We start from the raw sequence: 24,658 nt of genomic DNA, 5'->3' as shown, positions 1-24,658 counted from the left end.
TCTACCGCTGAGCTGCGCGAGGGTCGTCGCGCGGATCAAGATAGGTGATGTTCCAAGGGCCGACGCCGGTCACTTGTATCACCGTGTCGTCTTCGAAATTGACCCAATGGCCCGCTTCCGCGGGAGTCGCCGCAAAACCGCCGGCGACAAGCGTCTTCTCGGCGTTTGGATCGAGCTTAGCGCCCTGACCGTAACGAACGGTCCCCGACAGCACCGTCATCGTCTCCATGCCGCTGTGCTTATGCGGCCCGATTTTATATCCCTTCGGCGCGCGCATGCGCAGGATGTAAGGTCCGCCCTGCGTCGGATCGCCGAACAGCATCGCGACTTCCGCGCCCCTCGGCAGTTCCGCCAGACCCGCCTTCCATTCGAGTTTGTCCTGCGAAAAGACGGAGCCTGGAGCTTCCGCCATTACGGCGATGGGAGCTGCGAGGCTTATGGCCGCGCCCACAAGAATTGCAGCAAGATTTCGCATAGCTTGAGCCTCCAAAGCGCCCCTTGCTTGAGATAGTGCGCCGAAGACACACAGGGACGAAGAATTCAAAAATTCGATTTCGGTAACAAACGAGCAACTTCCACAGGGCATATTGAGCCTTGTCTCGCGGAGTTAAGGATTTGTTTCGCATAAGTTGCGTAATGGAGCTTGTCGCATGAAGTCGCGGGATACGCTTGTCCGTCTCAAACGGTTCCAGGCCGAGGAAAAACGCCGGCGCGTCGTTCAATTGAATGCAATGATCGGCGAATTCACGCGCATGGCCAATGAGCTCGACCGTGAAATCGGTCAGGAAGAGCGGCGCGCCAACATCGACGATCCCAATCATTTCGCCTATCCGACTTATGCGCGGGCGGCGCGCACGCGACGCGACAACATCCTTGCGTCGATCGCGGAACTGCGCGGCCAACTCGAAGAAGCCGAAGCGCAGTTCAAAGAGGCCAGCGAAGACTTCGCCAAGGCGCAAAGCCAAGAAGCGCGGGATCGCGGAGCCGAGCGCATGGTCGATGTCGTCGCCGAGCGGCGCCACGCCGAAATGCCGGAAGTTTTGCGCAGGGTCTAGGGCTGAAATAGCCGCCAGCGCAGCCTGCCTCCAGGCGCGCGCACCCAAACGCCAAATGTTTTTCGGCGAACGGCGCTGATCTCTTCGCCCCTGGCGAGAGCGTGGGCGACCGTTGCGACATCGAAATCAAACGCTCGAAAAAAAAACGTCGCGCCGGAACCCCCGACATCGATGAAGGCCAATTCGAAACGCGCGAGGTCGGCGACCCAGCGCGGCTCCAATTCGCACTTTGCGACACGGGTTTCGAGAAATGCAGTGAGCGCCGCAGCGTCCGAGCGACTTGTCGCCTCTCGCGCAGCGCCGCGGATCGCCTGCCGGAAAAGCGCATCGAATCGATCGCCCAATGCGCGCGCTGTGAGCGGCAACGCCCTGCGCGCATAAAGCGCGCGTTTGCCGATCAGGCTCTGAGCAAAGACTTCCGTTTCGCGCCTGTCGATTCCGGCGAGGCGCTCGGTGTCATGCATGCTCAAGCCGAAACGCATCGCCACGGCGATCGGCGCTTCGAAGAATTCCCGCCGCAGATCATCGTCGGTGAACAGGCGCGCGAGCAGCGCCTGCGTCTGGGCTAACCCCATCGCCCGTTCTCCACGAGCGCGCGTCGCGCGCGCGCCACTTCATCGATGAGCTCGCCAAACGGCGGCATTTTTTCGTCACGCTCGAGAATGACCGCCTTGACCGGCGCGCGGGCGATGACGCGCTCATAGAGCCGCCAAACCGCATCGCTCGTCGCGGCGTCATGGCTGTCGATCAATAGGCCGTCGCGCTCGCGTCCGCCGGCGTAGTGGATTTGCACGAGCCTGTCCCATGGCCAGCGCTCGAAGTCGCGTTCGAGATCGGCGCCGAAATTCGTCGCATTCACATGCATGTTGGCGACGTCGCACAGCCAACCGCATCCGGTCGTGTCGAGCGTGCGCGACAAAAATTCAGGCTCGTCCATTTCGCCGCCTGGAATGCGCACCACGCAAGTGATGTTTTCCAAAATCAGCGGCGTCTTGATGCGCCTGCGCACAATTTCGACATTGCGCGCGACGACGTCGATCGCTTCCTGCGTAAAGGGCAGGGACGCAAGATGGCCGATGCTGATTCCGCCCGCGCGCGTGAAGCAAAGATGTTCGCTCCACCAGGGCGGATCGATGCGTTCGATCAGCGCGGCGACTTTATCGAGATAGCATGAGTCGACGCCGTCCGCGCTTCCGATCGAGAGATCGAGACCATGCGCGACGAGCGGAAAATGCGCTCTTAAAAGCTCAAGTTCAGCGAGCTTTTCTTTCGATGCGTCGAGATAATGATCGGCGATGATCTCGATAAAATCGACATCCTCCCGTCGGGCGAAGAGATCGGCGCGAAACTGCGGACGATAGCCGAGTCCGGACCCAAGGGGCGGCGCCTCAATCGCGGACGCCACCATCGCTCGCTCCGCCGTCGCCGCAACTGCCGCCGCAGCTTGTTCCGCAATCGGAGCCATCGCTTCCGGAACCGCGACTGAAGGCTTCGGCGAACATCGCCTCCGTCGTGCCCTTGAGCGGCGCGAATCCATAAAGGCCGATGAGAAACAGCGCGGCGCCGTGGAACGCGCGCGCTTCGGGTCCGGGCGATCCGATGTGACCGACGGCCTCTTTCAGACGGCCGCCATAGGCAAGCCGCATTGCGTCAAGATAGGCGTGGCCGCGACGGCTCGCGTGGGTTCTGGTCAGCACATAGGCGAGCGCGAAAAGCGACGCGACCGACGCAGCTGCGAGAAAGACCAGATAGGCGACATTCACGGCGCCCGCCGTCCATTCGACATAGATCTTGGCAAGCGCCAGACCGACGATGATCAGCGTTCCACCGATCTGCGCGCGCCGGCGCCAAACCTTCACGGACTTGGGCTTGATCAGCTCCTCCGCGGCGAGTTTGGCGCGCAGCGGCGCGAGCTGTTCCAGCAGCCAGCGCCGCAAGCCGCGATCTTCGAACAGCGCATGCGCCTTCGGCTTGGCCTGCACGGCTTCGAGCAGCCGCGTCTCCATGGCGTTGAGTTCGCCCGGCTCCGGCTGCTTGTCTGCAGGAATCACGTGATCCTCCGCGGCGAGGACGACGAAGCCGCGCTGCGCAAGATCATAGATCAGCGTTCGGATGACCTGATTGACGCCGCCCTGCAGGAAGGCGACCTCCATCGCGTCGGGGTTCTGCGGCACGGGCGGCGGCGCGCGGCGATCGGTGCGATCCGCGAGCCGAATGCAAAGGTAAGTGGCCGCCAGCACGAGGATGACGACGAGGCCGAAGACGTTGAGAAATTCAGGCCCGGGAAGATTAAGGATCGCAATGTTCTGCACGCCAGCCGCCTCAGTTCGTGATCACGTCTTGCACAAGACGTCGCGCCTGCAGCGTCGCGACGCCCAACACCGCCATGCCGATCGCCTGATGCGCGAGCGCCAGCGCCAGATGCGGGTCGCCGGCGAAGGGGGGCTGGACCAGCACCAATGTCGCAACGCCAAGCGCGATCTGCATGAGCACATGGCCGAACAGGATCACGGCGCCGCGGCGCGCGCGTCCTTCCGCATTCATCCACGCATCCAGAAGATGCCCGAGCGCCAGAGCGAAGATCAGATAGGCGATCATGCGGTGGAAGAATTGGACGGTGACCGGGTTGTCGACGAGATTGGTCCAGACCGGCTCCAATCGCCACAAGACGTCGGCCGAAGGAATGAAGACGCCGTCCATCAGCGGCCAAGTGTTATTGACGAGTCCCGCCCGCAGTCCCGCGACAAGGCCGCCGACGAAAATCTGCAGAAACACAAAAGCCAGGATCGTCAGCGCGGTCCCTTTGAGCCGACCTGCGCCCCCATGCACGAGAGAGGCGGCGCGCGGTCCGAGGCCGCCGGCCACCCATAAACAGGCTGAGAAGATCAGCGCGGCGAGCAGCAAATGGATCGCAAGGCGCTCCTGCGCCACCTCGATGCGATTGACGAGGCCGGATGCGACCATCCACCAGCCGACGCCGCCCTGTAGGGCCCCGAGCGCGAGAATGCCGACGAGCTTCGGCTTGGCCGAACGCGGCAGGCGGCCGGTCGCCCAAAACCATATGAGCGGGACAGCGAAAACGACGCCGATCAAGCGTCCGAGAAGACGATGCGCCCATTCCCAGGCGTAAATATATTTGAACCCGGCGACATCCATGTCCGGGAACAGTTCCCTGTATTGCGGAATCTGCTTGTAGGCATCGAACGCCTCCTGCCACTCCTGCTGGGACAGCGGCGGCAGCACGCCCGTGACGGGCTTCCACTGTACGATCGATAGGCCCGATTCGGTCAACCGGGTCGCGCCGCCGACGATGACCATCAAAAAGACCAGCCCCGCGACGAGCCACAGCCAGTTGCGCACCGCCCGGGCGTTCGCCTCGGTCGCATGGTGCCTGATCGCCGGGACCGGTTGGGGAAAGTGCAGCCAATCTTCCATGAGACGCCGAGGGTTGGGAGGCGGATGACGCGGCCAGTTAAGGGATGCGGCCCTCGCTTGTCCACACCCCGCGGCCGTCTCCGGCGAGTCGGGTCAATTTGGCTGAAAACTGCGCCGCTGCGGATGTTAGAGTAGCGCGGCTTGAGTCGAGGGATCAGGTGTCGCGCAAGAGCGATGAAACGATGCGCACGATCGGCGAGGTCGCGGCGAGCCTCGACCTTCCCGCGCATGTGCTGCGCTTCTGGGAAACCCGTTTCAAGCAGATCAATCCTCTTAAGCGCGCCGGCGGGCGGCGCTTCTACCGGGAGCGCGACATTGAACTCGTGATCGCGATCCGCCGTCTGCTCTACGACGAAGGCTATACGATCAGGGGCGTGCAGCGCATCCTCAAGGAGGCTGGCGTCGAGGCGGTCCTGGCGGGCGCCGGACGCCGCCAAGGGGATGTGTCCGGGACTCCCTCCCCTTCCCGTCCGGGCGTGAGCGAGGGACGAATCGGGTCAGCGCGAGACGAAGACGAGACGGACGCCGCCCTCTCGACCGACGAACGCGCCGCTCTTCGCGCGCTAGACCCCGATCTTTCCGGAATCGACGCCCAGGACGCAGCTCCCGCCGTCGAACTTGACGAGCCACGGGCGCCGCCTTCGGCTCCTAACGAACCGCGTCCCCTTGCCGCGCCGCATACGCGAATCCTGCGCGAGGCGCTGGCCGAGATCGAAGAATGCAAACGCCTGCTCAGACTGACCAAGCGATAGCGACCCAGGCGTTGCCAGCGCCGCGCCGCCTCACTATAACGGCGCGAGTCGGAGTGTAGCGCAGCCCGGTTAGCGCACTTGTCTGGGGGACAAGGGGTCGTGGGTTCGAATCCCGCCACTCCGACCATTCGGGCGGCGATCAGTTCGGCAGCTGAGAGAAAAGCTCCGCGCGATCGGGCAAACCGGCGAGTGAAGCGTCGAAGTTGAGCGGGCCGCCCAGCGTCACGCGCACAGCGGCGGGCTCGAGCGGCTTGAGATGGCGGTCCATGACGCCGACGCCGCAAACCTGGGCGGGAGCGACGCCTGCGACGCATTGCGCGTAAAGAGGGTCGCTCGGCAGGAGCGAGCCATATGCAAATGTGATCTGGTCGGAGCGCGAATCGAAAACATTGAAGGCGTCGACCTGCAGCCGCCAGCCGTCAGCCCATCGATAGCCAAGTCGCGCGTTCAACGTGCCGGTCGCAGGAGAGTTGAAATAGCCGTCTTCGGTTAAGGCCCTGGACCCGAAGTAGCGATATTTCAGCGCCCCGAACCATCCGGTCGCCTCGCCGAGCTCCAATCCGCCCATCGCCGTCACCGCTATTGCATTCGGCAAATAATTACCCGGCGCATTGCCAAGAAATGTTCCGTAGGGCACGGCGTCCGGCGCGAGCAAATCGAGCCACGCCAAGGTCTGGGCAACGTCGACGCCGCGATAGCGCGCCTGGACGAGCGCGACATCGCCATCAAATCTGATCCAGCTGTTCGGGGCGTATTTATTGGCGAGTTCGAGGCCATATCTGCGACTGGGGCGACCGAAGATCGTCGTGCCGCTATCGCCGACAAACTGGTTCTCCGATTCGAGATTGAGCCAGAACAGGCTGATGCTGGAATCGAGTCCCTCGATGAATTTGGTGCGGGCGCCGATCTCGCCGCCGCGTGATTTCACCAGCAGCGGAATTGAAGCGGCCTGAACGAAGCCCTCATTGTCCGCAAGTTCGGATGTTGAGAATCGCAGCACCGCGCCCCGCGCGTCGGTCGAGTGGAAGCCTTCGCCGTAATTGGCGTAGAATTCCGTCTTGTAGAAGGGGCCGACGATGATCGAGAGCTTCGGGCTGAACAGCGCCGCATTCTTGACGCCCTGATTGAACGGTCCGGTGAGAAGGAACGCCGGCAGACCTGTGCTCGCCGCGAGTTTGGGCGCGTCCAATAGCGTCTGCCGGGAGCTGACGGCGGCGTTGTAATAGTCGAAGCGCGCGCCGGCGACGGTCTTCAGCCAGGGCGTCCAGCGCACCGCCGTATCGGTCCACAGGCCGATGCTGCCTTCGCCGACCGCATTGTTGCTGAGCGTGTCATAGAGCTGTCGACGCACGCTCTCCTGCAGGCCAAGCCGAATGTCGTCGTAGCGGCCCTGAAAGCCGACGCGGGTCTCGACTGGCGCGCCATTCACGTCGGCCCATCTGATCGCATGTTGCGCGTTGACCCCGACGAGCGTGCGATCGTCGAACTGACGGATCTGGTCGCCAAAATTCTGATGCGCCAGGAAATAGGTGTAAGTGCTGTAGAGATCCAAGGTCGAATGGACGACATAGGCTTCGACGCGCGTGGCCTGATCGCCCTCGACCTGACTCCAGCGCGACGAGAGCGAAAACCGCGACGTCGCGCCGCCGGCGGTTGGGTCCATCGTGCCCCATAATGACAACAGCCCGGCGCTGACCGCGCGACTCGGAATTTGGTCCGTTCCATACCATTTGTTGGCGTAGCCCATGAAGGTGACGGAGGCGCCGTCTTCCTGCGTGCCGCGCGACCAGCGCAACACGCTGTTGAGGCGTCGCATATTGTCGCCGCGCTCCCAGGGACCGTTGTAATATTGCGCTTCGACCGCGCCATAGGCGGAGCCGCCGGCGAAATCTCGGTAAGGGGCGACGGCGAGAGCTCTAGCGTAACCGAAGCTGCCGCCAATGACCTGAAAGAAGCCTTTGTCGATCGTGTCTTTGTACTGCATGTAAATCGAGCCGGCCGACGAAAAGTCGCCGTCTTGAGCGTCATAGGGGCCCTTGCGCGCCAGCACGTAAGACAAGAGTTCGGGAATCAGGAAATTGCTGTCGGCGTAACCCTGGGCATGGCCATGGGTGCGCATATTGAGCGGCATGCCGTCGAGATAGAGCGCCAGATCGGTGCCGTGGTCGAGATTGAAGCCGCGCAGAAAATACTGGTTCGCCTTGCCCTCCCCGCTGTGCTGCGTGACGACGAGTCCGGGCACGATCTCCAGCGCGTCGCCGGGACGCGCGAAAGGCAGCGCGTTGACCTCCTTGCCGGTGAAGAACTTTTCGCTTGAGGCTGTGATCGGCGGCGGCTGGGGTCCAGAAGGCTCCGCCGGTGGTCGACTGACCGCAGCGACGACCGGCGAAGCGCGCGGCGGCTGCGGAGTCGTACGAGCGCGCGCTACGGGTCCTGGCGCGGGCGCGTGAGAACGGGCGGCTGGAGCAGCCCGACGTCCGCCGACTTGGATTGTGGGGAGCGCGGTTTGCGCCAGTGCGGTGAACGAAGGCGGCGCCGCAAAGATTGCACTAAGAAAGCAGACCAAGGGTAAGCGAAATGACATCGCCGACTCCGCAGCAAACTCGGGCTATCACTGCGAAGGGTCATGCCGAGCGGGCGCGAGCGCCATCAGCCGGCTTGACCGCGCCCTGCGAGAACTTCTCCAAGAGTACGCGTCAAATTGCGTGTCGGCAAGCCGATGAAATGGCGCGCCATTCTCTCATGCATTTTTTTCTCAGCAGTGATGCAGAAACATCACGGCTCGTCTCGAGGGCGTGCGCGCCTTGCGAGATGCGCCGCTCGCTCACGTCATCTCAAGTGGAAACTGGCGCCCCGGCGGCGCGGCTCGACGCAAGCCCCGCACGGAACGCCACGACGCAGCTCTACGCTGGCCACCCTCTCGAGAACGCGCATCAGGACGGCGCGTCGTTCAAAATTCCTGCGCGAGATCGTCCGCATGCGCATTGTCGCTGCGCGCAGCCGCGTTAGGTAGCTTGCGGTTCGCAACCTGAATATGTGAGGCGCGCCATGCCTCGGCTCGCGGAGACGGCACTGATCCTGTTCCTATTGGCGACGGTCAACGCCAGCCTGTTCGGCATCATCTATAAAATGCTGCGCTAGGCGGCGTGGTCGGCGTCGGCTTATGCGCTACTTTTGCCGACACGGATTGCTAGCGGCGGTTTGAACTCGGCGCGTTTTACGCAGACGCCTTGTTCGGGAGACGCTCTATATAAAACTCTACCATAGCTTGCGGCAGTGACGACCGTTTCGTCTCGCGCGCATCGCATGATCAATGTTCTGTTAGACCAGCCAAGGCGGGCCAATGAAAGTCCTTCTGATTGGTGCGACCGGCCTCATCGGCTCAAGCATCCTCGCAAAACTTCTCTCGGCCGGCCATGCAGTGATCGCCGTGTCGCGCGGACGCGCCAATGTCCGGCGACAATTTCCTCAGGCGCAATGGGTGTCGATCGATCTGAGAAGCGTCGACTCCGCGCAGAAATGGACGCCCCATCTCGTTGGCGTCGACGCCGTCGTCAATTGCGCGGGGGTGCTTGGCGGAAGCGGCTCCGATTCCACTGACGCCGCGCATAGCCACGGCCCAGCCACCTTGTTCGCGGCTTGCGAACAGGCAGGCGTCAAACGCGTCGTTCATTTCTCCGCCGTCGGCGTCGACCGCGAGACGCCGAGCGAATTCTCAAAGAGCAAGGCGGAAGGCGACGCCGCCCTAAAGGCGACGGGACTCGACTGGGTCATCTTGCGGCCTTCCGTGGTCCTGGGGCGCAGAGCTTACGGCGGTGGCGCACTGTTTCGGGGCCTGGCGGCGTTGCCGGTCCTCCCCCGCTTCCGGGACGCGGGGGAATTGCAGATCGTCCAGCTCGACGACGTCGTGGCGACGGTGCTTTTTTTTCTCGCGCCCTCAGCGCCCGCGCGTGTGGAGCTCGAACTCGTCGGACCGCAGCGCCTGACCTTCAATGAGGTCGTCGCGATCTATCGCAAATGGCTCGGATCGCGTCCCGCCCAGCTCGTCGACGTCCCCGACCGGCTGATCGACTGGATGTATCGCCTCGGAGATTTCTTCGCCTGGCTCGGATGGCGCACGCCGATACGCAGCATCGCCAAACAGGAAATGGTGCGCGGCGCCATCGGCGATCCCACGCAATGGACAGACATGACGGGCATCAAGCCGCAGTCGCTTGAAACGGCGCTTATGGCCGAGCCCGCCGACGTGCGCGAAAAATGGTTTGCGCGGATCTATGCGCTCAAGCCGCTCATTTTCGCCGTTACGGCGCTGTTCTGGATTTCGACAGCACTGGTCTCTTACGGACCGGGATGGGACATTGGGCTCGGGCTTTTGTACGAGGGCGGACTGTCGGGCCCGATCGTGCCGCTGGCCGTGATCGCGGGCGCCACGTCCGATCTTATTATCGGCGTCGCCATCGCCTTTCGCCGCACATCGAAGATTGCGCTCCTCGCCGCGCTCGTCCTATCCTTCGTTTACCTCATCCTCGGCACCATCCTCGTGCCGCGACTCTGGAGGGAGCCGCTGGGTCCGATGTTGAAGATCTGGTCGGTGATGGTGCTCAACGTCGTTTCTCTGGCGATCGTCGACGACCGGTGATTTATCTCCTCCTCAAATACATTCACATCATCGGCGCCGCAGTTCTGCTTGGCACCGGCGCCGGAATCGCGTTCTTCATGCTGATGGCGCATTTCTCCCGCTCCGTGCCGGTCATCGCCGGGGTGGCGCGCATCGTTGTGATCGCGGACTTCGTCTTTACCACTTCGGCCGTGGTGGTTCAGCCCATCACCGGCGTCGCGCTCACCTGGCTGGCCGGCTATTCGCTCACGGAAGGCTGGGTCGCGCTGTCAATCGCGCTGTATCTTTTGACCGGCGCCTTTTGGTTGCCTGTCGTGTGGATGCAGATGCGTATCCGCGATATCGCACAAGCCGCGGTAGCGGCGAACCAGCCGCTACCGCCGATCTACCATCAATTTTTTTGGTGGTGGTTCGCTTTCGGCTTTCCGGCGTTCGGCGCCGTTATGACGATCATATGGCTGATGATCGCCAAGCCGCTGATCTTCTGACGCCGCGCGACCGTCCCCAGACGCGCGACAGTCTCCTATCGCGTGTACCAGACGTAGATGATGGAAAAGGCCAAAGCCAGCGCAAAGCCAATCATGACGCTGCGTATAAAGCCCCCGCCGAACTCATCCATGTTGCGTCTCCAATGGTCGCACGCCGCGCGGACAATCTGGCGTAAGCCTGCGAATGGCGCAACAGCAGTCTCCCCGCGGCGTCTGCATTTTGTCTCGCCACATTCTTCAGTATAGTCGCGCCCATCAGGCGCTATTTGGAGTCCCGCCGCGCCCGCCTATAGACCCGCCGGAAGGAAGGATGCCGCGATGAAGGACGATCTCGGCGCGCTGTCCGTCGTTCTCAACCGGAGCACGGAAAGCCCGGGACGCCTCTCCGGCGCGAGCTTCGTCGTCAAGGAGAACATCGACGTCGCGGGAAACGTCTCGGCCAACGGCCATCCGAAGTGGGCGGCGACCCACGCCCCTGCCGAGCGCGACGCCCCTGTCGTCGCCCGATTGCTCGATGCGGGCGCGCGGCTCGTCGGCAAGACGCAAATGGACGAGATGGCCTATAGCCTGCTCGGCGCCAATCCGCATTACGGCACGCCGATCAATCCGGCCGCGCAAAATCGGCACCCCGGCGGCTCGTCTTCAGGCTCTGCGGTCGCGGTCGCCGCCGGGCTCGTCAATTTCGCCATCGGCACCGACACCGCCGGCTCCTGCCGCGCGCCGGCGGCGTTCTGCGGGGTTTTTGGCTTCCGCACATCGCACGGCGCAGCGCCGATGGATGGAATCATTCCGCTTGCGCCGTCCTTCGACGCCATCGGCTGGTTCGCCCGCGACATCGGCGTCATGGCCTCTGTCGGCGAGGCGTTGTTGCCGGAAAACGCGGAGAACGCCGAGCTCAAAGAAGCCGTGCTGCTCACCGACGCCTTCTCGGGAGTCGGAATGGATTTCGCTTCGGCGGCGGCGGATCCCGTCGACGCTCTGAAGGCGTTCGGCTCCTGGCGCGAAGCGACGCTCGGCGACGACTTCTTTAAGACGGCGCTCGGACATTTCCGCAACATGCAGGCCTTCGAGGCTTGGGCCTCGCATGGCGCGTGGATTTCGGCGAACAGCCCGACGTTCGGCAAGGGCGTCGAGCAGCGTTTCGCCTATGCGGCGAAAGTCACGGCCGACCAAAAGAAAGCCGCTGAAAGCTTCCGCGAGGAGGCGCGCAAGAAAATCGACGCGCTCCTCGATTCGCAAGGCTTTCTCGTGTCGCCGACGGCGCCGTTTCGCGCGCCGCTGCTCACCGAAAGCGAGGAGACGCTCGACGCCAAGCGCTATCAGATGATGCGTCTGTTTCTGATCGCGAGCTTCTTTGGCCTGCCGCAAATCAGCATTCCCCTTCCGACGAGCGATGCGCCCGTTGCGCTCTCTTTCATCGGCCGACGCGGCTCGGACCGCGCGCTGATCGCCCTTGCGCAGCGCTTCTGCGCGCAGATGAAGCAGTCTCTTTGAGTTTTCTCTAAACGCAACCGGTTGTCCTTCCCGGCAGGCCGAAGGCCTGACCGGGAATCCAGAGCAAATCCTCTCTGCGTCGCAACTGTGGATTCCCGATCGCGCTTCGCGCGTCGGGAATGACGTAGCGGAAGACACCAGACACGTAATCATCCGCTCAGCGGCGGACCGTGTCCGAGCAGATCCTTGATCCGCGCTGTCAGCCGCTCGCGCACGTCGCGATAGGCGTCGAGAATGGCCTCGCGCGAGCCCTGCGCGGCGGTCGCGTCGGGCGTCGGCCAGTAGACGACGTCGACGGCCATCGTGCGCGTAAACTCCAGCGCCTTGTGATGCGCCTCGGGCGACAGCGTCACGATCAGATCGAAATTGGAATCTTCGAGATCTTCGAACGTGTGCGGCTTATGTGCTGAAATGTCGACGCCGATCTCGTCCATCGCCGCGATGGCGAAGGGGTCAGGGGCGCCGCGCTTCAAGCCAGCGGAAGCGAAATAGGTTTCGCGGCCGAAATAATACCGCGCGATCGCCTCCGCCATGGGCGATCGCACCGTGTTCAGCGTGCAGGCGAAAAGAATGGATTGGGGGCGCGCCACGTTGCTCACGCATTCTCATCGCTGGCTTTGCGCTGACTGACGGTCTCGTTCGATGAACGCCGCAAGCTCCTTCGTCTGGTCCGTGAACAATTGCAGCTCATTGATGTCGAGCGGCTCGCTCACATGCTGCATCAGCAGCAGATCTCGGCCTTCGGAGAAGGCTGGCGCCAGCCCGCAATAGAAAAATCCCTGGCGGCGCGCGCTCTCAACCAGGAGCGGCAAGCCCGGGTCGTCGACATGCGCGGAAAGCTGCACGGCGCGCGCGCCGAGGCCGCTGACGTCGCTCACCGCCTGGCTCAATTCAATGCTGGCGTTCGATCCAATCGTCTCGAAGCGAATCCTGCCATAGCCCCATGGGTTGACCATGACGCTCGTCATCGACCGAGTCTCTGTTGGCGTTCCGCTCTCGCGTAGCGAAACGCCAACGCCGAGACGGCCGTATGTCGTCGTCATGACGTCGCGATACGCCGGAGGGGCGACGATCTCGCATGCCCGCGCCGTCGCCAGGAAGCGGAACGTCAGCAGAAAACTCTGGCGCTGTCCGGCCGTCGGCACAGGCAAGTCTTTGGAATGCAGCGACTCGGACGCCGCCCCGAGCAGGATCGCGCATGTCGGCATGCCAGCCCGCTCGTCATTGCGCTGCGAGAATGTATGCGTCGTCACCGGCTCGGCGTAGATCCCGACGAGCCCGAGCTTGGCGGCCTCGTCGGTCAGCCGCTCCGTCATGCGCTCCAGGAGATGACGTCCCCTGTACGACGGAAGCACGACCGCTTCGCCGCGTTCGGCGATCGCCGCGCCGGGCTCGCGCTCGAGCGCGACATGGCCGATGACCTCGCCGCGCGCATCGCGGGTCACGACCGGAATGAGCTCTCCGCTTTCGACCTTCCGCCAATAGCGATGCGGAGAAAAGACTTCCCGGTGAACGTAATTGTGTCCGTAGACCGCCAGAAAGCAGCGGGCGATCGCCGCCGAATCGCTCTGCTGCGGCACGTCGATCCGCACCGTTTCCGTGGTCTCCGCGGCTTCGGAAATCGGCTCTTCGTTATGTTCCGCCGCTTCACGAGAGGGGTCGAAACCGCGATAGATCGTGATCTCCCATCCGTCGACGCCGCGTTCCCGGTAGGATAATCCCGCATCTCGCCGCAGCTGCGCGCTGAGCGAACCAACGACGGCGGAAAACCGGGAATGGCCGTTGAGCAGAATCCGTGCGCGCGCCTCGCCCTTGGAAGAGGACAGAAGAACCGCGGCGCGCTCGGCGCTCGTGCGCGACCCGCATAGAATCTGCCATGTTTGCGCGGCGTCGGCGGCGATCAGGCTCGCGGTCATCGGCGGAACCCCTTCGACCAGCGACGCTTCGCGAACGAAGGCGCGGAGCAGTTCGCCCCCGTCCGCTTCCATCGACAGCCGCAGCTCGGCGAAATGATCCGAATTACTTTTGCCCATGCGGATGATTCCATGATGACAATGTGACAGCGCCGAGCGCTGCGCCGCGCAGCGCTCTCATCCTTGGCGACCGAGCGCGGCGCTCAGCCCTTCCAGTGCAGCGCCGTAATCAGCGTGAAGATGCGGCGCGCCGTATCCTGATCGGTGTCGATCTTGCCTTTCAAGCGTTCAAGGAGCAGCTGCGCGCCTTCGTTATGGAGGCCGCGACGCCCCATGTCGATCGCCTCGATCCTGCTCGGGGTCGCATGGCGGATCGCCGCGTAATAGCTTTCGCAGATCATGAAATAATCTTTGAGAATGCGCCTGAAGGGCGTCAGCGAGAGAATGTGCGTGACGAGACAGACGCCGTCCGCGTCGCAAATCTTAAAAACCAGTTTGGCGTCAACGAGCGAGATCAGCAGGTCATAAGGTCCGCCGTGATGGCCAATCAGCGCGAAACTGTTTTCCTCGATGAGATCATAGATCGCGATGGCGCGCTCATGCTCCTGATCCGCCGAGCCGCGGCCGATCGAGTTTTCGTCGAGCGTGACGGAGATCAGCCGCTTCGACTCGCTTGAGTCCACCCTCACGCCTCGAGCTGATTGAGGCGGATCGACACCGAACGCGCATGGGCTTGCAAGCCTTCGGCTTCGCCGAGGGTGACGGCGGCGGCGCCGATGGCGCGCAGCGAGTCAGCGTCGCATTTCAGGATCGACGTGCGCTTGACGAAGTCGAGCACGCTCAGACCCGACGAAAAGCGCGCCGAGCGCGCCGTCGGCAGCACATGGTTCGAGCCGCCGACATAATCGCCGACGGCTTCCGGCGTATAGGCGCCGATGAAGATGGCGCCGGCGTTGGAAACGCGCGCGGCGAGGTCCTCGGCGTCTTCGCTGATGATTTCGAGATGTTCGGCGGCGATGCGGTCGGCGAGCGGAAGCGCGTCGGCGAGCGTCTTCACGACGATCGTCGCGCCATAGTCGCGCCAGGAGGCGCCGGCGATCTCCTTGCGTGAAAGCGTCGAGAGATGCCGTTCGACGGCGGCGACGACCGCGTCGGCCAGCGCCGCGTCGTCGGTGATCAGAATCGACTGCGCGGATTCGTCATGCTCGGCCTGTGCAAGCAAATCGGCCGCGATCCAGTCGGGATTGGCGGTCGCGTCGGCGAGGATCAGGACTTCAGAAGGGCCGGCGATCATGTCGATGCCGACCTGACCAAAGACGCGGCGTTTCGCCGCCGCCACCCAGGCGTTGCCCGGGCCGACGATCTTGACGACGGGCGCAATCGTCTTCGTGCCATAGGCCAGCGCCGCCACCGCTTGCGCGCCGCCGACGCGATAGATCTCGTCGATGCCGGAGCGCTTGGCGGCGGCGAGCACCAGCGGCTCCACATGGCCGCCGGGCGTCGGAACCACCATGACGATGCGCTTCACGCCGGCGACCTTCGCCGGCACGACGTTCATCAGCACGGAAGACGGATAGGCGGCGGTGCCGCCGGGCACGTAGAGGCCCACCGAGTCGAGCGGAGTCCAGCGCCAGCCGAGTTCGACGCCGGCGGCGTCCCGAAACCGCAGATCCTGCGGCTTCTGCCGCTCGTGGAAGGTGGTGATGCGATCGAGCGCGAGATCGAGGGCCGCGAGCTGCTCGGCGGAGCATTTGGCTTCCGCCGCGGCGACCTCCTCGCGGGAGACGGCGATGCCGGTCGCCTCAAGGTCGATGCGGTCGAAGCGCTTGGAATAGTCGACAAGCGCCGCGTCGCCGCGGGCGACGACGTCCTCGATGATGCCGCGCACTGTGTCGTCGACATCCTGCGACGCCTCGCGCTTCATAGCGAGCAGCGACGCGAAACGCTGTTCGAAATCGGGCGCCGCAGCGTCCAAACGCAGGGTCATGATCCTCTCCAGCCGGGAAGTCCGGCTGTCATGGCCCTCGGGGAGCGTGCTCGTCAAGTTCGCCGCTGAAATCATGGCTCGGCCGGGCGGCGACCTTCCAGCGCGGACCGACGTCGCAAAGTTGCGCCTCGACGCATTCGACGTCGAGCGCGATCGACGCGCCCCCGGCGAAAAACAGCCGGATGACGCCCGACGGCGGCTCGGGGTCGGGCTCGAAGGTGACCGCCAGAAGTTCGAGGATCGCGTCGGGCTGGTCGCGGCAGATACGCTGGCAGCGCACGCGCTGCACGCCCTCGAAATGGAGGCCGCAGCGGCAGCGCTCCAGCCGGCCGTCAAGTTCAGCGGCCCAGTCGAACCGCGACCCGACCATGGCGAACCGGCGCTTGTCGGCAAGAAAGGCGATGTCGCCGACGCGCACCAGCGCGTCCTGCAGATGCGCCGAGAGGAGCGAAAGATCTTCACTGTCGAGCGCATGCAGGCGCAAGGCGAACTCACAAGGTCGATTGGGTGGTTCCATATCCTCTCCTCCTTCGCCCGATATGGCGAAGGGCCCGGGGGGACGCAAGCCCGCGCCGCACATGGCCGTTCAGGCAACCCATGCGGCCGCGTAGCGCGTAACTCACCCTCCCCTGAAGGGGGAGGGTCGCATTGCGAAGCAATGCGGGGTGGGGACACCCCGAATGAGTCGGTCAGAAGCGCGCACCGAACCGCGCATCTAACGACAATCTTTTACGACGCGGCTCCACCCCACCCCGGCGCTTCGCGCCGACGCTCCCCCTGCCAAAGTCGGCTGTTGCCGACTTTGGCCATTCTATATGCGCAAACTGGGAACACCCGGTTTGCGAAAGGAGGGTGTGCGCTCAATCCTGAAACGGATTGTGCACGAGGATCGTGTCGTCGCGTTCGGGGCTTGTCGAGAGCAGAGCGACCGGCGCCTCGATCAACTCCTCGACGCGGCGGACATATTTGATCGCCTGCGCCGGCAGATGCGCCCAGGAGCGCGCGCCGCTCGTCGATTCCTTCCAACCGGGGAAGCTTTCATAGACCGGCTGCACCCGCGCCTGCGCCGCCTGCGAGGCCGGCAGGCGCTCGATGCGCTTGTCATCGAGGATGTAATGCGTGCAGATTTTGATCTCGTCGAAACCGTCGAGAATGTCGAGCTTCGTCAGCGCGACGCCGTTGATGCCGGACGTCTTCACGGCCTGGCGGGTCAGCACGGCGTCGAACCAGCCGCAGCGGCGCCGCCGTCCGGTGTTGGTGCCGAATTCGCGGCCGCGGTCGCCGATCAACTGGCCGATCTCGTCATGAAGCTCGGTCGGAAACGGGCCGCCGCCGACGCGCGTCGTATAGGCCTTGGCGATGCCGAGCACATAGCCGATGGCGCCGGGCCCTAGCCCCGAACCGCTCGCCGCCGAGGCGGCGACGGTGTTGGACGACGTGACGTAGGGATAGGTGCCATGGTCGACATCAAGCAGCACGCCCTGCGCGCCCTCGAAGAGGATGCGCTTTCCGGCGCGGCGATTGTCTTCGAGCAGCTCCCACACCGCGTCCATAAACGGCAGGATGCGCGGCGCGACGGAGAGGAGCTCCTCGCGCAGCGCGGCGGGGTCGACCTGCGGCAGGCCCAAGCCGCGCCGCAGCGGATCGTGATGCGCGAGCACGCGCGCGATCTTGTCGTCGAGCAGATCAGGCTCGGCGAGATCCATGAGGCGAATCGAGCGGCGCCCGACCTTGTCCTCATAGGCGGGGCCGATGCCGCGCTTGGTCGTGCCGATCTTGACGCCGTTTCCAGCGGCCTCCTCACGATGCGCGTCGAGTTCGCGATGCAGCGAGAGGATCAACGGCGCGTTTTCCGCGATCTTGAGATTCATCGGCGAAATGGCGACGCCCTGCTCCCGCAGCCGGTCGATCTCGCCGACGAGGAAATGCGGGTCGACGACGACGCCATTGCCGATGACGGAAAGCTTTCCCGGCCGCACGATGCCTGAGGGCAACAGCGCGAGCTTATAGGTCACGCCGTCGATGACGAGCGTGTGCCCGGCGTTATGGCCGCCCTGGAAGCGCACGACGACGTCAGCCTCGAGCGACAGCCAGTCGACGATTTTGCCCTTGCCCTCGTCGCCCCACTGGGCGCCGACCACCGCCACATTCGCCATGGCCGTATCTCGATCTCCAAATAGAAAAAGCCCCGCGCGGTAACGCCGGGGCTCGTTACCGCCGGGGTTTAGCGCATGCCGCCGGGGCGGTAAAGGCCCGGCCAGCCGGCCCGCGAGCAGGAACTTCGAGCCGCCTTTTCGGTTGGAAACAAATAAGGGGAGGTAGAATGCATGCCGACCACGGTCGCTCGCGTTGCACAAAACACCGATGAGGACATCAATCGCGCCATTCGTAAGGAAACGCAGGCGCGGCTGTCTCACTTCGCCAAACACCCGGAGAAGATCGACGACCGTCTGGAGGAGCTCGACCGGGAGTGGGATATCGAGCGGGCGCTCGAAGCCAACGCCGCCTCCGTGGCGCTCGCTGGACTTGCGCTCGGCTTGACGTCGGATCGCCGCTGGCTGGCGCTGCCGGTTCTGGTGAGCGGCTTCCTTCTCCAGCACGCGCTGCAGGGCTGGTGCCCGCCCTTGCCGCTCCTGCGTCGACTGGCGTTCCGAACCGCCGAGGAAATCAGTCAGGAGCGCAACGCGCTCAAGGCGCTACGCGGCGATTTCGACAAGGTGAAAAAGGCCCACGACAAGGTGCAGGAGGCGGCGCGCGCGGCCGGGCTCGGTTGCGAGATGCACGGGCGAACGGTGCATTAGAAGCGCGCGGCGCGATAAGAATTCGCGCCGACTCGATGTGAACGAAACCGCGGATGAAAGCGACGCGTGTAAAAAGCGCGCGCATGTATCCAAAGGTACATTCAATTTTGCGTGCGTCCAATTTAGCTTGGCGTTGCTGATGGCTCGGCTGTCTACGACGATCTTTTTGCCTTGTCGGATTTGCCCGTAAGTTTCATTACGCAGAGGTTTCGGAATGAAAAAGCCCGTTTCCATTTCCTTAAGCAAGTTCACCGAATCCGTTCAGGCCGCCGTGAAGGCCGCGAGCGAGAAACATTCAAAATTCAAACTGGAGGCGCCTAACGCCATTTCGGTGTCGTATTTAATTCGCGGCATTCCCGTTCCGGAGGCGATCGCTTCACAGGTCACGCTTGCCGAGACTCAGGCGCTCGCCAACGACATCGCAGGCCATCTGGGAGCATTCGCGGGCGAACATGGCGGCGAACGTGGCGGCGCGGTCTATTCCATTGGTCGCCACATTATTGTCGGCATCCCCGTCCTTCCGGAAATTATTCATCTCGAACAGAAGTAGCTGGTGGATCAAAGACCATGTCGAAACTTTGTCCGAGCGCGCAGCCGGGCATGGATCGAGCGATGGTCTTGGGCGTCGTTCAACAAAGCGGGCCGAGTCCCGTCGTCGAATATTTGAACGAACGTTTTCCTGCGACGCCCGAGGTCCTTGCCCTATCCGCCCCGTTAAAGCCGACCGAAGTGTTTCGGCTCGCGGCGACCTGCGCTGAGCATAAATGTCCGCACTTCGACGGCGCCGATTGCCAATTGGCGTCGCGAGTCGTGAAAATGCTTCCTGCGGCGGTCGCCAGTTTGCCGCCATGCGCGATCCGGAAGGAGTGCCGCTGGCATTTCCAGGAGGGCGAAGCAGCTTGCAAAAGGTGCCCCGAAATCACAACCGTGACTTATGACCTGTCGCAGCAAACGCAGGATGTGTCGGGCCTGCCCGTCATCGAGGAACCCATCGAATAATCGCGCGTCGCAACCCGCGCGCTTCCCTCACTCCCGATGATACGGGTGCCCCGAGAGGATCGTCATCGCCCGGTAAATCTGCTCCGCCGCGAGGATGCGCGCCAGCTGATGCGGCAGCGTCATCGCGCCGAAGGAGAAAACAGCGGTCGCGCGCGCGCGCACGCTCTCGTCGAGGCCCTCGGCGCCGCCAATCGCAAACCACAGCGACTTGCGGCCGCTGTCGCGTTCTGCGGCGATGAATTTCGCGAAGGCCGCGCTCGTCTCCGCCCTGCCCCGTTCATCAAACGCCGCAAGTCGTGATTCGGCGGGCAGCGCCGCCAGCAGGTCCATCGCTTCGCGCGATGACCGCTCGGCTCCGGCGGCCTTGCTCTCGTCGATCTCCTTGAGTTCGAGACCTTCGAGGCCCAGCCGCCGCAAAGCGCGGATGCGCTCGGCGTAGCGCGCGAAAAGCTCCCGCTCGGGACCCGCCTTCAGGCGGCCGACGCAGATCAGTCCCAGTTTCATCCGACGCCAGGCGAGACGAGAAGGTACAAGCGATCCCAAGGGCTCGCGCTTGCGTCCGTCCCCATCAGACCAGGCGAATCTCCAGCGGTCGGTCGCCGCCCCACATCTTTTCAAGATTGTAGAACTGGCGCACCTCGGGCCGGAAGATGTGGACGATGACGTCGCCGGCGTCGATCAGCACCCAGTCGCACTGGGACAGGCCCTCGACGCGCGGGGCGACGACGCCCGCCGCTTTGAGCGCCTTGATCGCTCTGTCGGCTATGGCGCCGACATGCACGGTCGAACGGCCTGTCGCGATGATCATGTCATCGGCGAGCGCCGTCTTTCCACGCAGATCGATGGAGACGATGTCCTCGGCCTTGGTTTCGTCCAGGCTGGCGAGAACCTTTTGCACGATTGAGCCGGTCAATTGGGCGCTTGCGCCAATTTCCGGTCGGAGCGGACCAGGAGCCGCACCCGGATGAACACCTGTCGACAGCGTTGCAACCCTCATGCTTCGCGGCCCCAACGCCCGTAGAAGAGCCGGCCGCCACACAAGGATGGGGCTCTTGCTGAAAAATTGCAATAGAAACTGCGGGGTTGCCGAGCGAGGCAAAGAAAAAAGCCCGGCTCAAACGCCGGGCTTTGGAAGGCGGTTCGGGCTAATCGAGAGGCGGGAGGAACCTCAAAGCCGGAACAAGGAAAGCATAATCGATTTGCGCCGAAAGCGTAGGACGAAATGAGCGACGCGCCGTGAAGCGGCGCAAAAAGCGGGGAAAACCTGCCGGACCGAGCCTCGAGAAGCGCTCGGACGGCGGCTGATTCGGCAAAGTTAACAGAGCGTTGCGAAGCGCATCAATGGGCCAGTGCTCAAATTGCAACACATGTCAAGTTTGTCGCCGGAGGGCCTGTTGAGCCCTGCTTTCGCCGGTCGCTTTATGGCGAAATCAGGGAATAAGGACCATCGACCCGCTGGTGGCGCGCGATTCGAGCGCTTCGTGCACCTTGGCGGCGTCGGCGAGCGGAAAACGCGCCGGCTCGGCGATCGTCACGAAGCCTCGCTTCGCCGCATGGACGAGATCGTCCATCATCTCCTCATAGTCGCGCCGGCGCGCGATATGGGTGAAAAGCGAGGGGCGGGTCGCATAAAGCGATCCTTTCAGCGCCAGAAGACCGAGGTCGAACGCTGCGATTGGACCGGAAGCTGAGCCGAAGCTGACGAACATGCCGAACGGCTTCAGGCAATCGAGCGATGCCGGAAAGGTCGCGCGCCCGACGCCATCATAAACGACATCGCAGAGCTTGCCCTTGGTGATGTCGCGCACGCGCTCGACGAAGTTCTCCTCGCGATAAAGAATCGTATGCTTGGCGCCGGCTTGCTCCGCGATCTTCGCCTTTTCAGGCGAGCCGACGGTGGCGATCACCTTGGCGCCCAGCGCGTTCGCCCATTGGCAGAGGATCTGCCCCACGCCGCCGGCGCCGGCATGGACGAGAACGCGATGGCCTTTCTCAACCTTGAACGTCCTGCGCAGCAGATATTGCGCCGTCAGCCCTTTCAGCATCATCACCGCGCCCTGCTCATAGCTGAAGGATTTCGGCAGATGGACCACTGAGCCGGCGGCGATGTTGCGCGCCTCCGAATAGCCGCCAAGCGCGCCGACGTAAGCGACCCGATCCCCGACCTTGAAGTTCTTCACATTCTCGCCGACGGCGATCACCTCGCCGGCGCCTTCATGTCCGGGGATAAACGGATATTCCGCCGGATAAGCGCCGGTACGGCGATAGACGTCGATGAAATTGACGCCAATGGCGGCGTGGCGGATTTGCACGTCGTCGGCGGTCGGAGCCGGCAGATCGACGTCTTCCATAACGAGCGCATCCGGCCCGCCGGGCTGATGCACGCGAATCGCCTTAACCATCGACCTCTCCTTTCGCGATCGCGCCGCCCTCACGAAAAAGCGGCAAAGCCAGAAAATAGCACCCCGTCACGACCAGAGCCGCCTTTACCAGCACGGAGGCCGCCGCAAGATCCTGCGCGACCGCCGCGATCGCCGCCGCGCCCCAGACGCCAGTGACGACGAGCGTCACAAGCCGCAGCCGCTTCACGCGCAGCGGATGAACAAAGACCACCGGGGCGAACATGCCAGCCGCCGTCATGAGAACGACCGCGAGGCTTGCGCCCGCCGGCGGCCGCAGCACGAGAAGATAGAAGACCACGATGTTCCAAAGCGACGGAAATCCACGAAACCAGTAGTCCGCCGTCTTCATTCGCCGATCCGCGAAATAGAGCGCCGAACCGGCGCAGACCGCGGCGCAAACGGGGCCGACGAGCGCCGGATCCAAAAGACCGGAGCGCCATAGCGCCACGAGCGGCGTGACCACATAGTTGAGAAAGTCGACGACGAGGTCGAGCGCGACGCCGTCAATGAAGGGCGCCGTTTCCGTCACTCTGAAATGCCGCGCCAGCGTTCCGTCAACGGCGTCGACGACGAGCGCCGCGCCAAGCCAGGCGAACATCGCCGCAAAGCGGCCGTCCGCCGCAAGGAACAGCGCGATCAGGCCGAGCGCAGCGCCGCTCGCCGTGAACAGGTGAACAGATAGGCCAATGAGGCGAGAAGACGTCACGAGGCGCGGCGACCGGAGAAGCGGGACGTCAGCCTACCACCGCCCTCGCGCCCAGCCAAAGCCATCCTGCTCGCACTCCGAAGACTCTCCCGCTATAACAGGCGCAGGAGACGAATGAGATGACAGCGGCGCACGAAAACACCAGATCGGACATTCTTGTCGCCGGCGCCGGGGCGACCGGGCTCGCGGCGGCTTTGGCCTTCGCGCGCGGGGGATTCAAAACGACGCTCGCCGGGCGCATTCCGCCCCCGCTGCCGGGCCGCACCGTCGCCTTGTTCGAATCGTCCGTCCGATTTCTCGATGCGCTCGGCGCATTGGAGCGCGTCAGAGCGCGCGGCTGCGCCGTCGAAGCGATCCACATGATCGACGACACCGATCAGTTTCTGCCGGTGCCGGAACTCAGCCTGCGGGCGCGCGAAATCGGTCTGCCGGCGCTCGGCGTCAATGTGTCGAACGATGACCTCGTCGCGATCCTGCTGGATCTCTGCCGCGGCCGTTCTGAAATCGCGTTCGTCGACGCCGATATCGCGGATTACGAATTCAACAGCGACGGCGCCGTCGCCGTTCTTGCGGACGGACGCCGGCTCCAGTCGGACTTTATCGTTGCGGCGGATGGGCGCAACAGCCGCGCCCGCGCGGTCGCCGGCATCGACGTGAAGGAATGGACCTATCCGCAGATCGCGCTCACCATGATGCTGCGCCACGAGTTCCCGCACGAAAATGTCTCGACGGAATATCACACGCGCTCGGGTCCTTTCACGCTGGTGCCGCTGCCCGCGCGCGAGGACGCGCCGAATCGTTCGAGTCTCGTCTGGCTGATGAGCGTCGCCGACGCACGGCGACGTCTCGCAAAGCCCCGCGAAGAGCTCGAATATGAAATCGAGGATTACGCCAAGTCGGAACTAGGCGCGATGCGCATCGAAGGCGACATCGGGCAGTTCCGCATGGGCGGCATGCAGGTGTCGAAACATGCCACGGGCCGCCTCGCGCTTGTCGGCGAGACATGTCACATTTTTCCGCCGATCGGCGCGCAAGGGCTGAACCTTAGTCTGCGCGACGTCGCCGATCTCGAGGATTGTCTCGCCAGCGTCGATCTCAAGAACCCGCGCGAATTGTCGCGGGCGCTTGCGCGCTACGATCGTCACCGGCGCGCTGACATCGGCTTCAGAACGCATGGCGTCGACCTGCTCAACCGGTCGCTCATCATTCCCTATCTGCCGGTGGATTTGCTGCGCGGCGCGAGCTTCATCGCGATGGCGGCGCTCGGGCCGCTGCGGCGCGCGGTGATTCGCGAGGGCGTGTTGCCGCATCTCGTTCTGCCGCGCCTGATGCGCCGGCCGGCGCACAAGCCCGAAGTCGCCGGCGCTCCGCACGGACGCGCCGGCCTGCGATCTTAGAGGCTGCGCTTAAACAGCGCGGCTAGTGGAACGCTACTTCGCTGCAATCTCGATCTTCTTTTCTTCCTTCTTGGACTCGGGCATTTTTGGCAGCTGGATTCTCAGCACGCCCTTTTCGAAATCCGCCGTGATCTTGTCCACATCGACTCCCTCGGGAACCCGAAAGGCGCGGCGGAAGGAGCCATATCGGCGCTCTGAACAGAAATAGCCTTCCTTTTTCTCTTCCTTTTCTTCGCTCTTTTCGCCCGAGATCGACAAGACGCCGTTCGCAAGCTTCACATCGACGCTCTTTTCATCGAGCCCCGGCAGTTCGGCGGTGATCTCGTATCCACCGTCCTTTTCAACAAAATCGACAGGGGGGCTCGCTGACCATTGCGACATCATCCGGTCGAACGGCTGAAAGTCGGCGAGGCTTCGGCGCGACGGAAATTCGTCGAACAGGCGATCGAATTGACGCCGGAATGATTCGATTGGATGCCAATCGAAAACGCCGGCCTGCGCGGACTCTCTTGACGCCGGCAGCTTGCTTTGTTCGGCCATGCTGATCTCCCTCATGAACGGACGATCGCCAAGCAACCGAAAATTCAGCAGCAATGGCGCTGACGATCGAC

The 24,658-nt window shown here is 63.5% G+C and carries 26 protein-coding genes and 1 tRNA gene; 10 read left to right on the top strand and 17 right to left on the bottom strand.

The window, feature by feature from the left end:
* Position 1: 1 nt before the first annotated feature.
* The gene (locus tag IYY11_RS19215) at positions 2-475 is read right to left on the bottom strand and encodes a cupin domain-containing protein (RefSeq protein WP_196405325.1); all 474 of its coding nucleotides are present in this window, start codon (positions 473-475) and stop codon (positions 2-4) included.
* A gap of 175 nt (positions 476-650) precedes the next feature.
* Between IYY11_RS19215 and IYY11_RS19210 the strand changes: the two genes are divergently transcribed.
* Positions 651-1,055, top strand: coding sequence for a flagellar export protein FliJ (locus tag IYY11_RS19210; RefSeq protein ID WP_018408714.1), 405 nt, complete (start codon positions 651-653; stop codon positions 1,053-1,055).
* Here the strand turns inward: IYY11_RS19210 and IYY11_RS19205 are convergent.
* The 4 genes from IYY11_RS19205 to IYY11_RS19190 are packed head-to-tail and all read right to left on the bottom strand — an operon-like array spanning position 1,052 to position 4,490.
* Positions 1,052-1,630, bottom strand: a complete 579-nt coding sequence (locus IYY11_RS19205) for a hypothetical protein (protein WP_196405324.1) — start codon at positions 1,628-1,630, stop codon at positions 1,052-1,054. The two genes, IYY11_RS19210 and IYY11_RS19205, sit on opposite strands and share 4 nt — an antisense overlap.
* Positions 1,621-2,463: a DUF692 domain-containing protein gene (locus tag IYY11_RS19200; protein ID WP_196405323.1), complete on the bottom strand. Its 843-nt coding sequence runs from the start codon at positions 2,461-2,463 to the stop codon at positions 1,621-1,623. Before IYY11_RS19200 ends, IYY11_RS19205 begins: the two co-directional genes overlap by 10 nt.
* Entirely contained in the window at positions 2,444-3,367 is a 924-nt protein-coding gene (locus IYY11_RS19195) for a TIGR04222 domain-containing membrane protein (protein ID WP_196405322.1), read from the bottom strand. Before IYY11_RS19195 ends, IYY11_RS19200 begins: the two co-directional genes overlap by 20 nt.
* Before the next feature lie 10 nt (positions 3,368-3,377).
* Positions 3,378-4,490 (bottom strand): COX15/CtaA family protein, encoded by a 1,113-nt coding sequence (locus tag IYY11_RS19190; protein ID WP_196405321.1) that lies wholly within the window; start codon positions 4,488-4,490, stop codon positions 3,378-3,380.
* A gap of 158 nt (positions 4,491-4,648) precedes the next feature.
* On the opposite strand from IYY11_RS19190, the gene IYY11_RS19185 reads away from it, so the two are divergent.
* Positions 4,649-5,242 (top strand): MerR family transcriptional regulator, encoded by a 594-nt coding sequence (locus tag IYY11_RS19185; protein ID WP_196405320.1) that lies wholly within the window; start codon positions 4,649-4,651, stop codon positions 5,240-5,242.
* A gap of 49 nt (positions 5,243-5,291) precedes the next feature.
* Positions 5,292-5,369 (top strand) — tRNA-Pro (locus IYY11_RS19180).
* Between the two features lie 12 nt (positions 5,370-5,381).
* Here IYY11_RS19180 and IYY11_RS19175 read toward each other — a convergent pair.
* Positions 5,382-7,826: a TonB-dependent receptor gene (locus IYY11_RS19175; RefSeq protein WP_246720089.1), complete on the bottom strand. Its 2,445-nt coding sequence runs from the start codon at positions 7,824-7,826 to the stop codon at positions 5,382-5,384.
* Between the two features lie 759 nt (positions 7,827-8,585).
* On the opposite strand from IYY11_RS19175, the gene IYY11_RS19170 reads away from it, so the two are divergent.
* The 3 genes from IYY11_RS19170 (at position 8,586) to IYY11_RS19160 (ending at position 11,842) form a co-directional block, all read left to right on the top strand.
* Positions 8,586-9,881 (top strand): SDR family oxidoreductase, encoded by a 1,296-nt coding sequence (locus IYY11_RS19170; protein ID WP_196405319.1) that lies wholly within the window; start codon positions 8,586-8,588, stop codon positions 9,879-9,881.
* Positions 9,878-10,348 (top strand): DUF2269 domain-containing protein, encoded by a 471-nt coding sequence (locus tag IYY11_RS19165; protein WP_196405318.1) that lies wholly within the window; start codon positions 9,878-9,880, stop codon positions 10,346-10,348. The genes IYY11_RS19170 and IYY11_RS19165 overlap by 4 nt, the downstream gene beginning before the upstream one ends.
* A gap of 318 nt (positions 10,349-10,666) precedes the next feature.
* Positions 10,667-11,842: an amidase gene (locus IYY11_RS19160; RefSeq protein ID WP_196405317.1), complete on the top strand. Its 1,176-nt coding sequence runs from the start codon at positions 10,667-10,669 to the stop codon at positions 11,840-11,842.
* A gap of 149 nt (positions 11,843-11,991) precedes the next feature.
* Here the strand turns inward: IYY11_RS19160 and IYY11_RS19155 are convergent, their stop codons facing one another.
* The 6 genes from IYY11_RS19155 to IYY11_RS19130 all read right to left on the bottom strand — a co-directional run bounded on the left by IYY11_RS19155 (position 11,992) and on the right by IYY11_RS19130 (position 17,898).
* Positions 11,992-12,441: a low molecular weight phosphatase family protein gene (locus tag IYY11_RS19155; RefSeq protein WP_312029755.1), complete on the bottom strand. Its 450-nt coding sequence runs from the start codon at positions 12,439-12,441 to the stop codon at positions 11,992-11,994.
* 6 nt (positions 12,442-12,447) lie between these two features.
* Positions 12,448-13,875: a hypothetical protein gene (locus tag IYY11_RS19150; RefSeq protein WP_196405316.1), complete on the bottom strand. Its 1,428-nt coding sequence runs from the start codon at positions 13,873-13,875 to the stop codon at positions 12,448-12,450.
* Between the two features lie 83 nt (positions 13,876-13,958).
* On the bottom strand, positions 13,959-14,438 hold the full coding sequence (locus tag IYY11_RS19145) for a UPF0262 family protein (protein WP_196405315.1): 480 nt from the start codon (positions 14,436-14,438) through the stop codon (positions 13,959-13,961).
* Between the two features lie 2 nt (positions 14,439-14,440).
* Complete coding sequence (hisD, locus tag IYY11_RS19140) at positions 14,441-15,742, bottom strand: histidinol dehydrogenase (protein ID WP_196405314.1); 1,302 nt, start codon at positions 15,740-15,742, stop codon at positions 14,441-14,443.
* A gap of 28 nt (positions 15,743-15,770) precedes the next feature.
* Positions 15,771-16,259 carry a DUF2948 family protein gene (locus IYY11_RS19135; protein WP_196405313.1) on the bottom strand — a complete coding sequence of 163 codons (489 nt, stop codon included), beginning with the start codon at positions 16,257-16,259 and terminating at the stop codon, positions 15,771-15,773.
* 343 nt (positions 16,260-16,602) lie between these two features.
* Positions 16,603-17,898 (bottom strand): adenylosuccinate synthase, encoded by a 1,296-nt coding sequence (locus IYY11_RS19130; protein ID WP_196405312.1) that lies wholly within the window; start codon positions 17,896-17,898, stop codon positions 16,603-16,605.
* A gap of 171 nt (positions 17,899-18,069) precedes the next feature.
* Here IYY11_RS19130 and IYY11_RS19125 point away from each other — a divergent pair, with 171 nt between their 5' ends.
* The 3 genes from IYY11_RS19125 to IYY11_RS19115 all read left to right on the top strand — a co-directional run bounded on the left by IYY11_RS19125 (position 18,070) and on the right by IYY11_RS19115 (position 19,542).
* Complete coding sequence (locus IYY11_RS19125; RefSeq protein WP_196405311.1) at positions 18,070-18,543, top strand: DUF2892 domain-containing protein; 474 nt, start codon at positions 18,070-18,072, stop codon at positions 18,541-18,543.
* A gap of 214 nt (positions 18,544-18,757) precedes the next feature.
* Complete coding sequence (locus IYY11_RS19120) at positions 18,758-19,093, top strand: hypothetical protein (protein ID WP_196405310.1); 336 nt, start codon at positions 18,758-18,760, stop codon at positions 19,091-19,093.
* A gap of 17 nt (positions 19,094-19,110) precedes the next feature.
* Positions 19,111-19,542 (top strand): hypothetical protein, encoded by a 432-nt coding sequence (locus IYY11_RS19115; RefSeq protein WP_196405309.1) that lies wholly within the window; start codon positions 19,111-19,113, stop codon positions 19,540-19,542.
* Positions 19,543-19,569: 27 nt separating this feature from the next.
* Here the strand turns inward: IYY11_RS19115 and rlmH are convergent, their stop codons facing one another.
* The 4 genes from rlmH to IYY11_RS19095 form a co-directional block, all read right to left on the bottom strand.
* Positions 19,570-20,046: a 23S rRNA (pseudouridine(1915)-N(3))-methyltransferase RlmH gene (rlmH, locus tag IYY11_RS19110; RefSeq protein ID WP_196405308.1), complete on the bottom strand. Its 477-nt coding sequence runs from the start codon at positions 20,044-20,046 to the stop codon at positions 19,570-19,572.
* Between the two features lie 64 nt (positions 20,047-20,110).
* Complete coding sequence (gene rsfS, locus IYY11_RS19105) at positions 20,111-20,455, bottom strand: ribosome silencing factor (protein WP_018408739.1); 345 nt, start codon at positions 20,453-20,455, stop codon at positions 20,111-20,113.
* Positions 20,456-20,972: 517 nt separating this feature from the next.
* Complete coding sequence (locus tag IYY11_RS19100) at positions 20,973-21,944, bottom strand: quinone oxidoreductase (protein ID WP_196405307.1); 972 nt, start codon at positions 21,942-21,944, stop codon at positions 20,973-20,975.
* Positions 21,937-22,650: a CDP-alcohol phosphatidyltransferase family protein gene (locus tag IYY11_RS19095; RefSeq protein WP_196405306.1), complete on the bottom strand. Its 714-nt coding sequence runs from the start codon at positions 22,648-22,650 to the stop codon at positions 21,937-21,939. Before IYY11_RS19095 ends, IYY11_RS19100 begins: the two co-directional genes overlap by 8 nt.
* Before the next feature lie 119 nt (positions 22,651-22,769).
* On the opposite strand from IYY11_RS19095, the gene IYY11_RS19090 reads away from it, so the two are divergent.
* Positions 22,770-24,047, top strand: coding sequence for an FAD-dependent monooxygenase (locus IYY11_RS19090; protein WP_196405305.1), 1,278 nt, complete (start codon positions 22,770-22,772; stop codon positions 24,045-24,047).
* Positions 24,048-24,080: 33 nt separating this feature from the next.
* Here IYY11_RS19090 and IYY11_RS19085 read toward each other — a convergent pair whose 3' ends face one another.
* Positions 24,081-24,587, bottom strand: a complete 507-nt coding sequence (locus IYY11_RS19085) for an Hsp20/alpha crystallin family protein (RefSeq protein ID WP_154453498.1) — start codon at positions 24,585-24,587, stop codon at positions 24,081-24,083.
* Between the last annotated feature and the right edge of the window lie 71 nt (positions 24,588-24,658).

This window comes from Methylocystis sp. H62 (genome assembly GCF_015709515.1).
In the GTDB taxonomy this organism is placed as follows: domain Bacteria; phylum Pseudomonadota; class Alphaproteobacteria; order Rhizobiales; family Beijerinckiaceae; genus Methylocystis.
The sequence above is the reverse complement of the archived record's forward strand: the minus strand, read 5'-3'. Positions and strand labels throughout refer to the sequence as shown.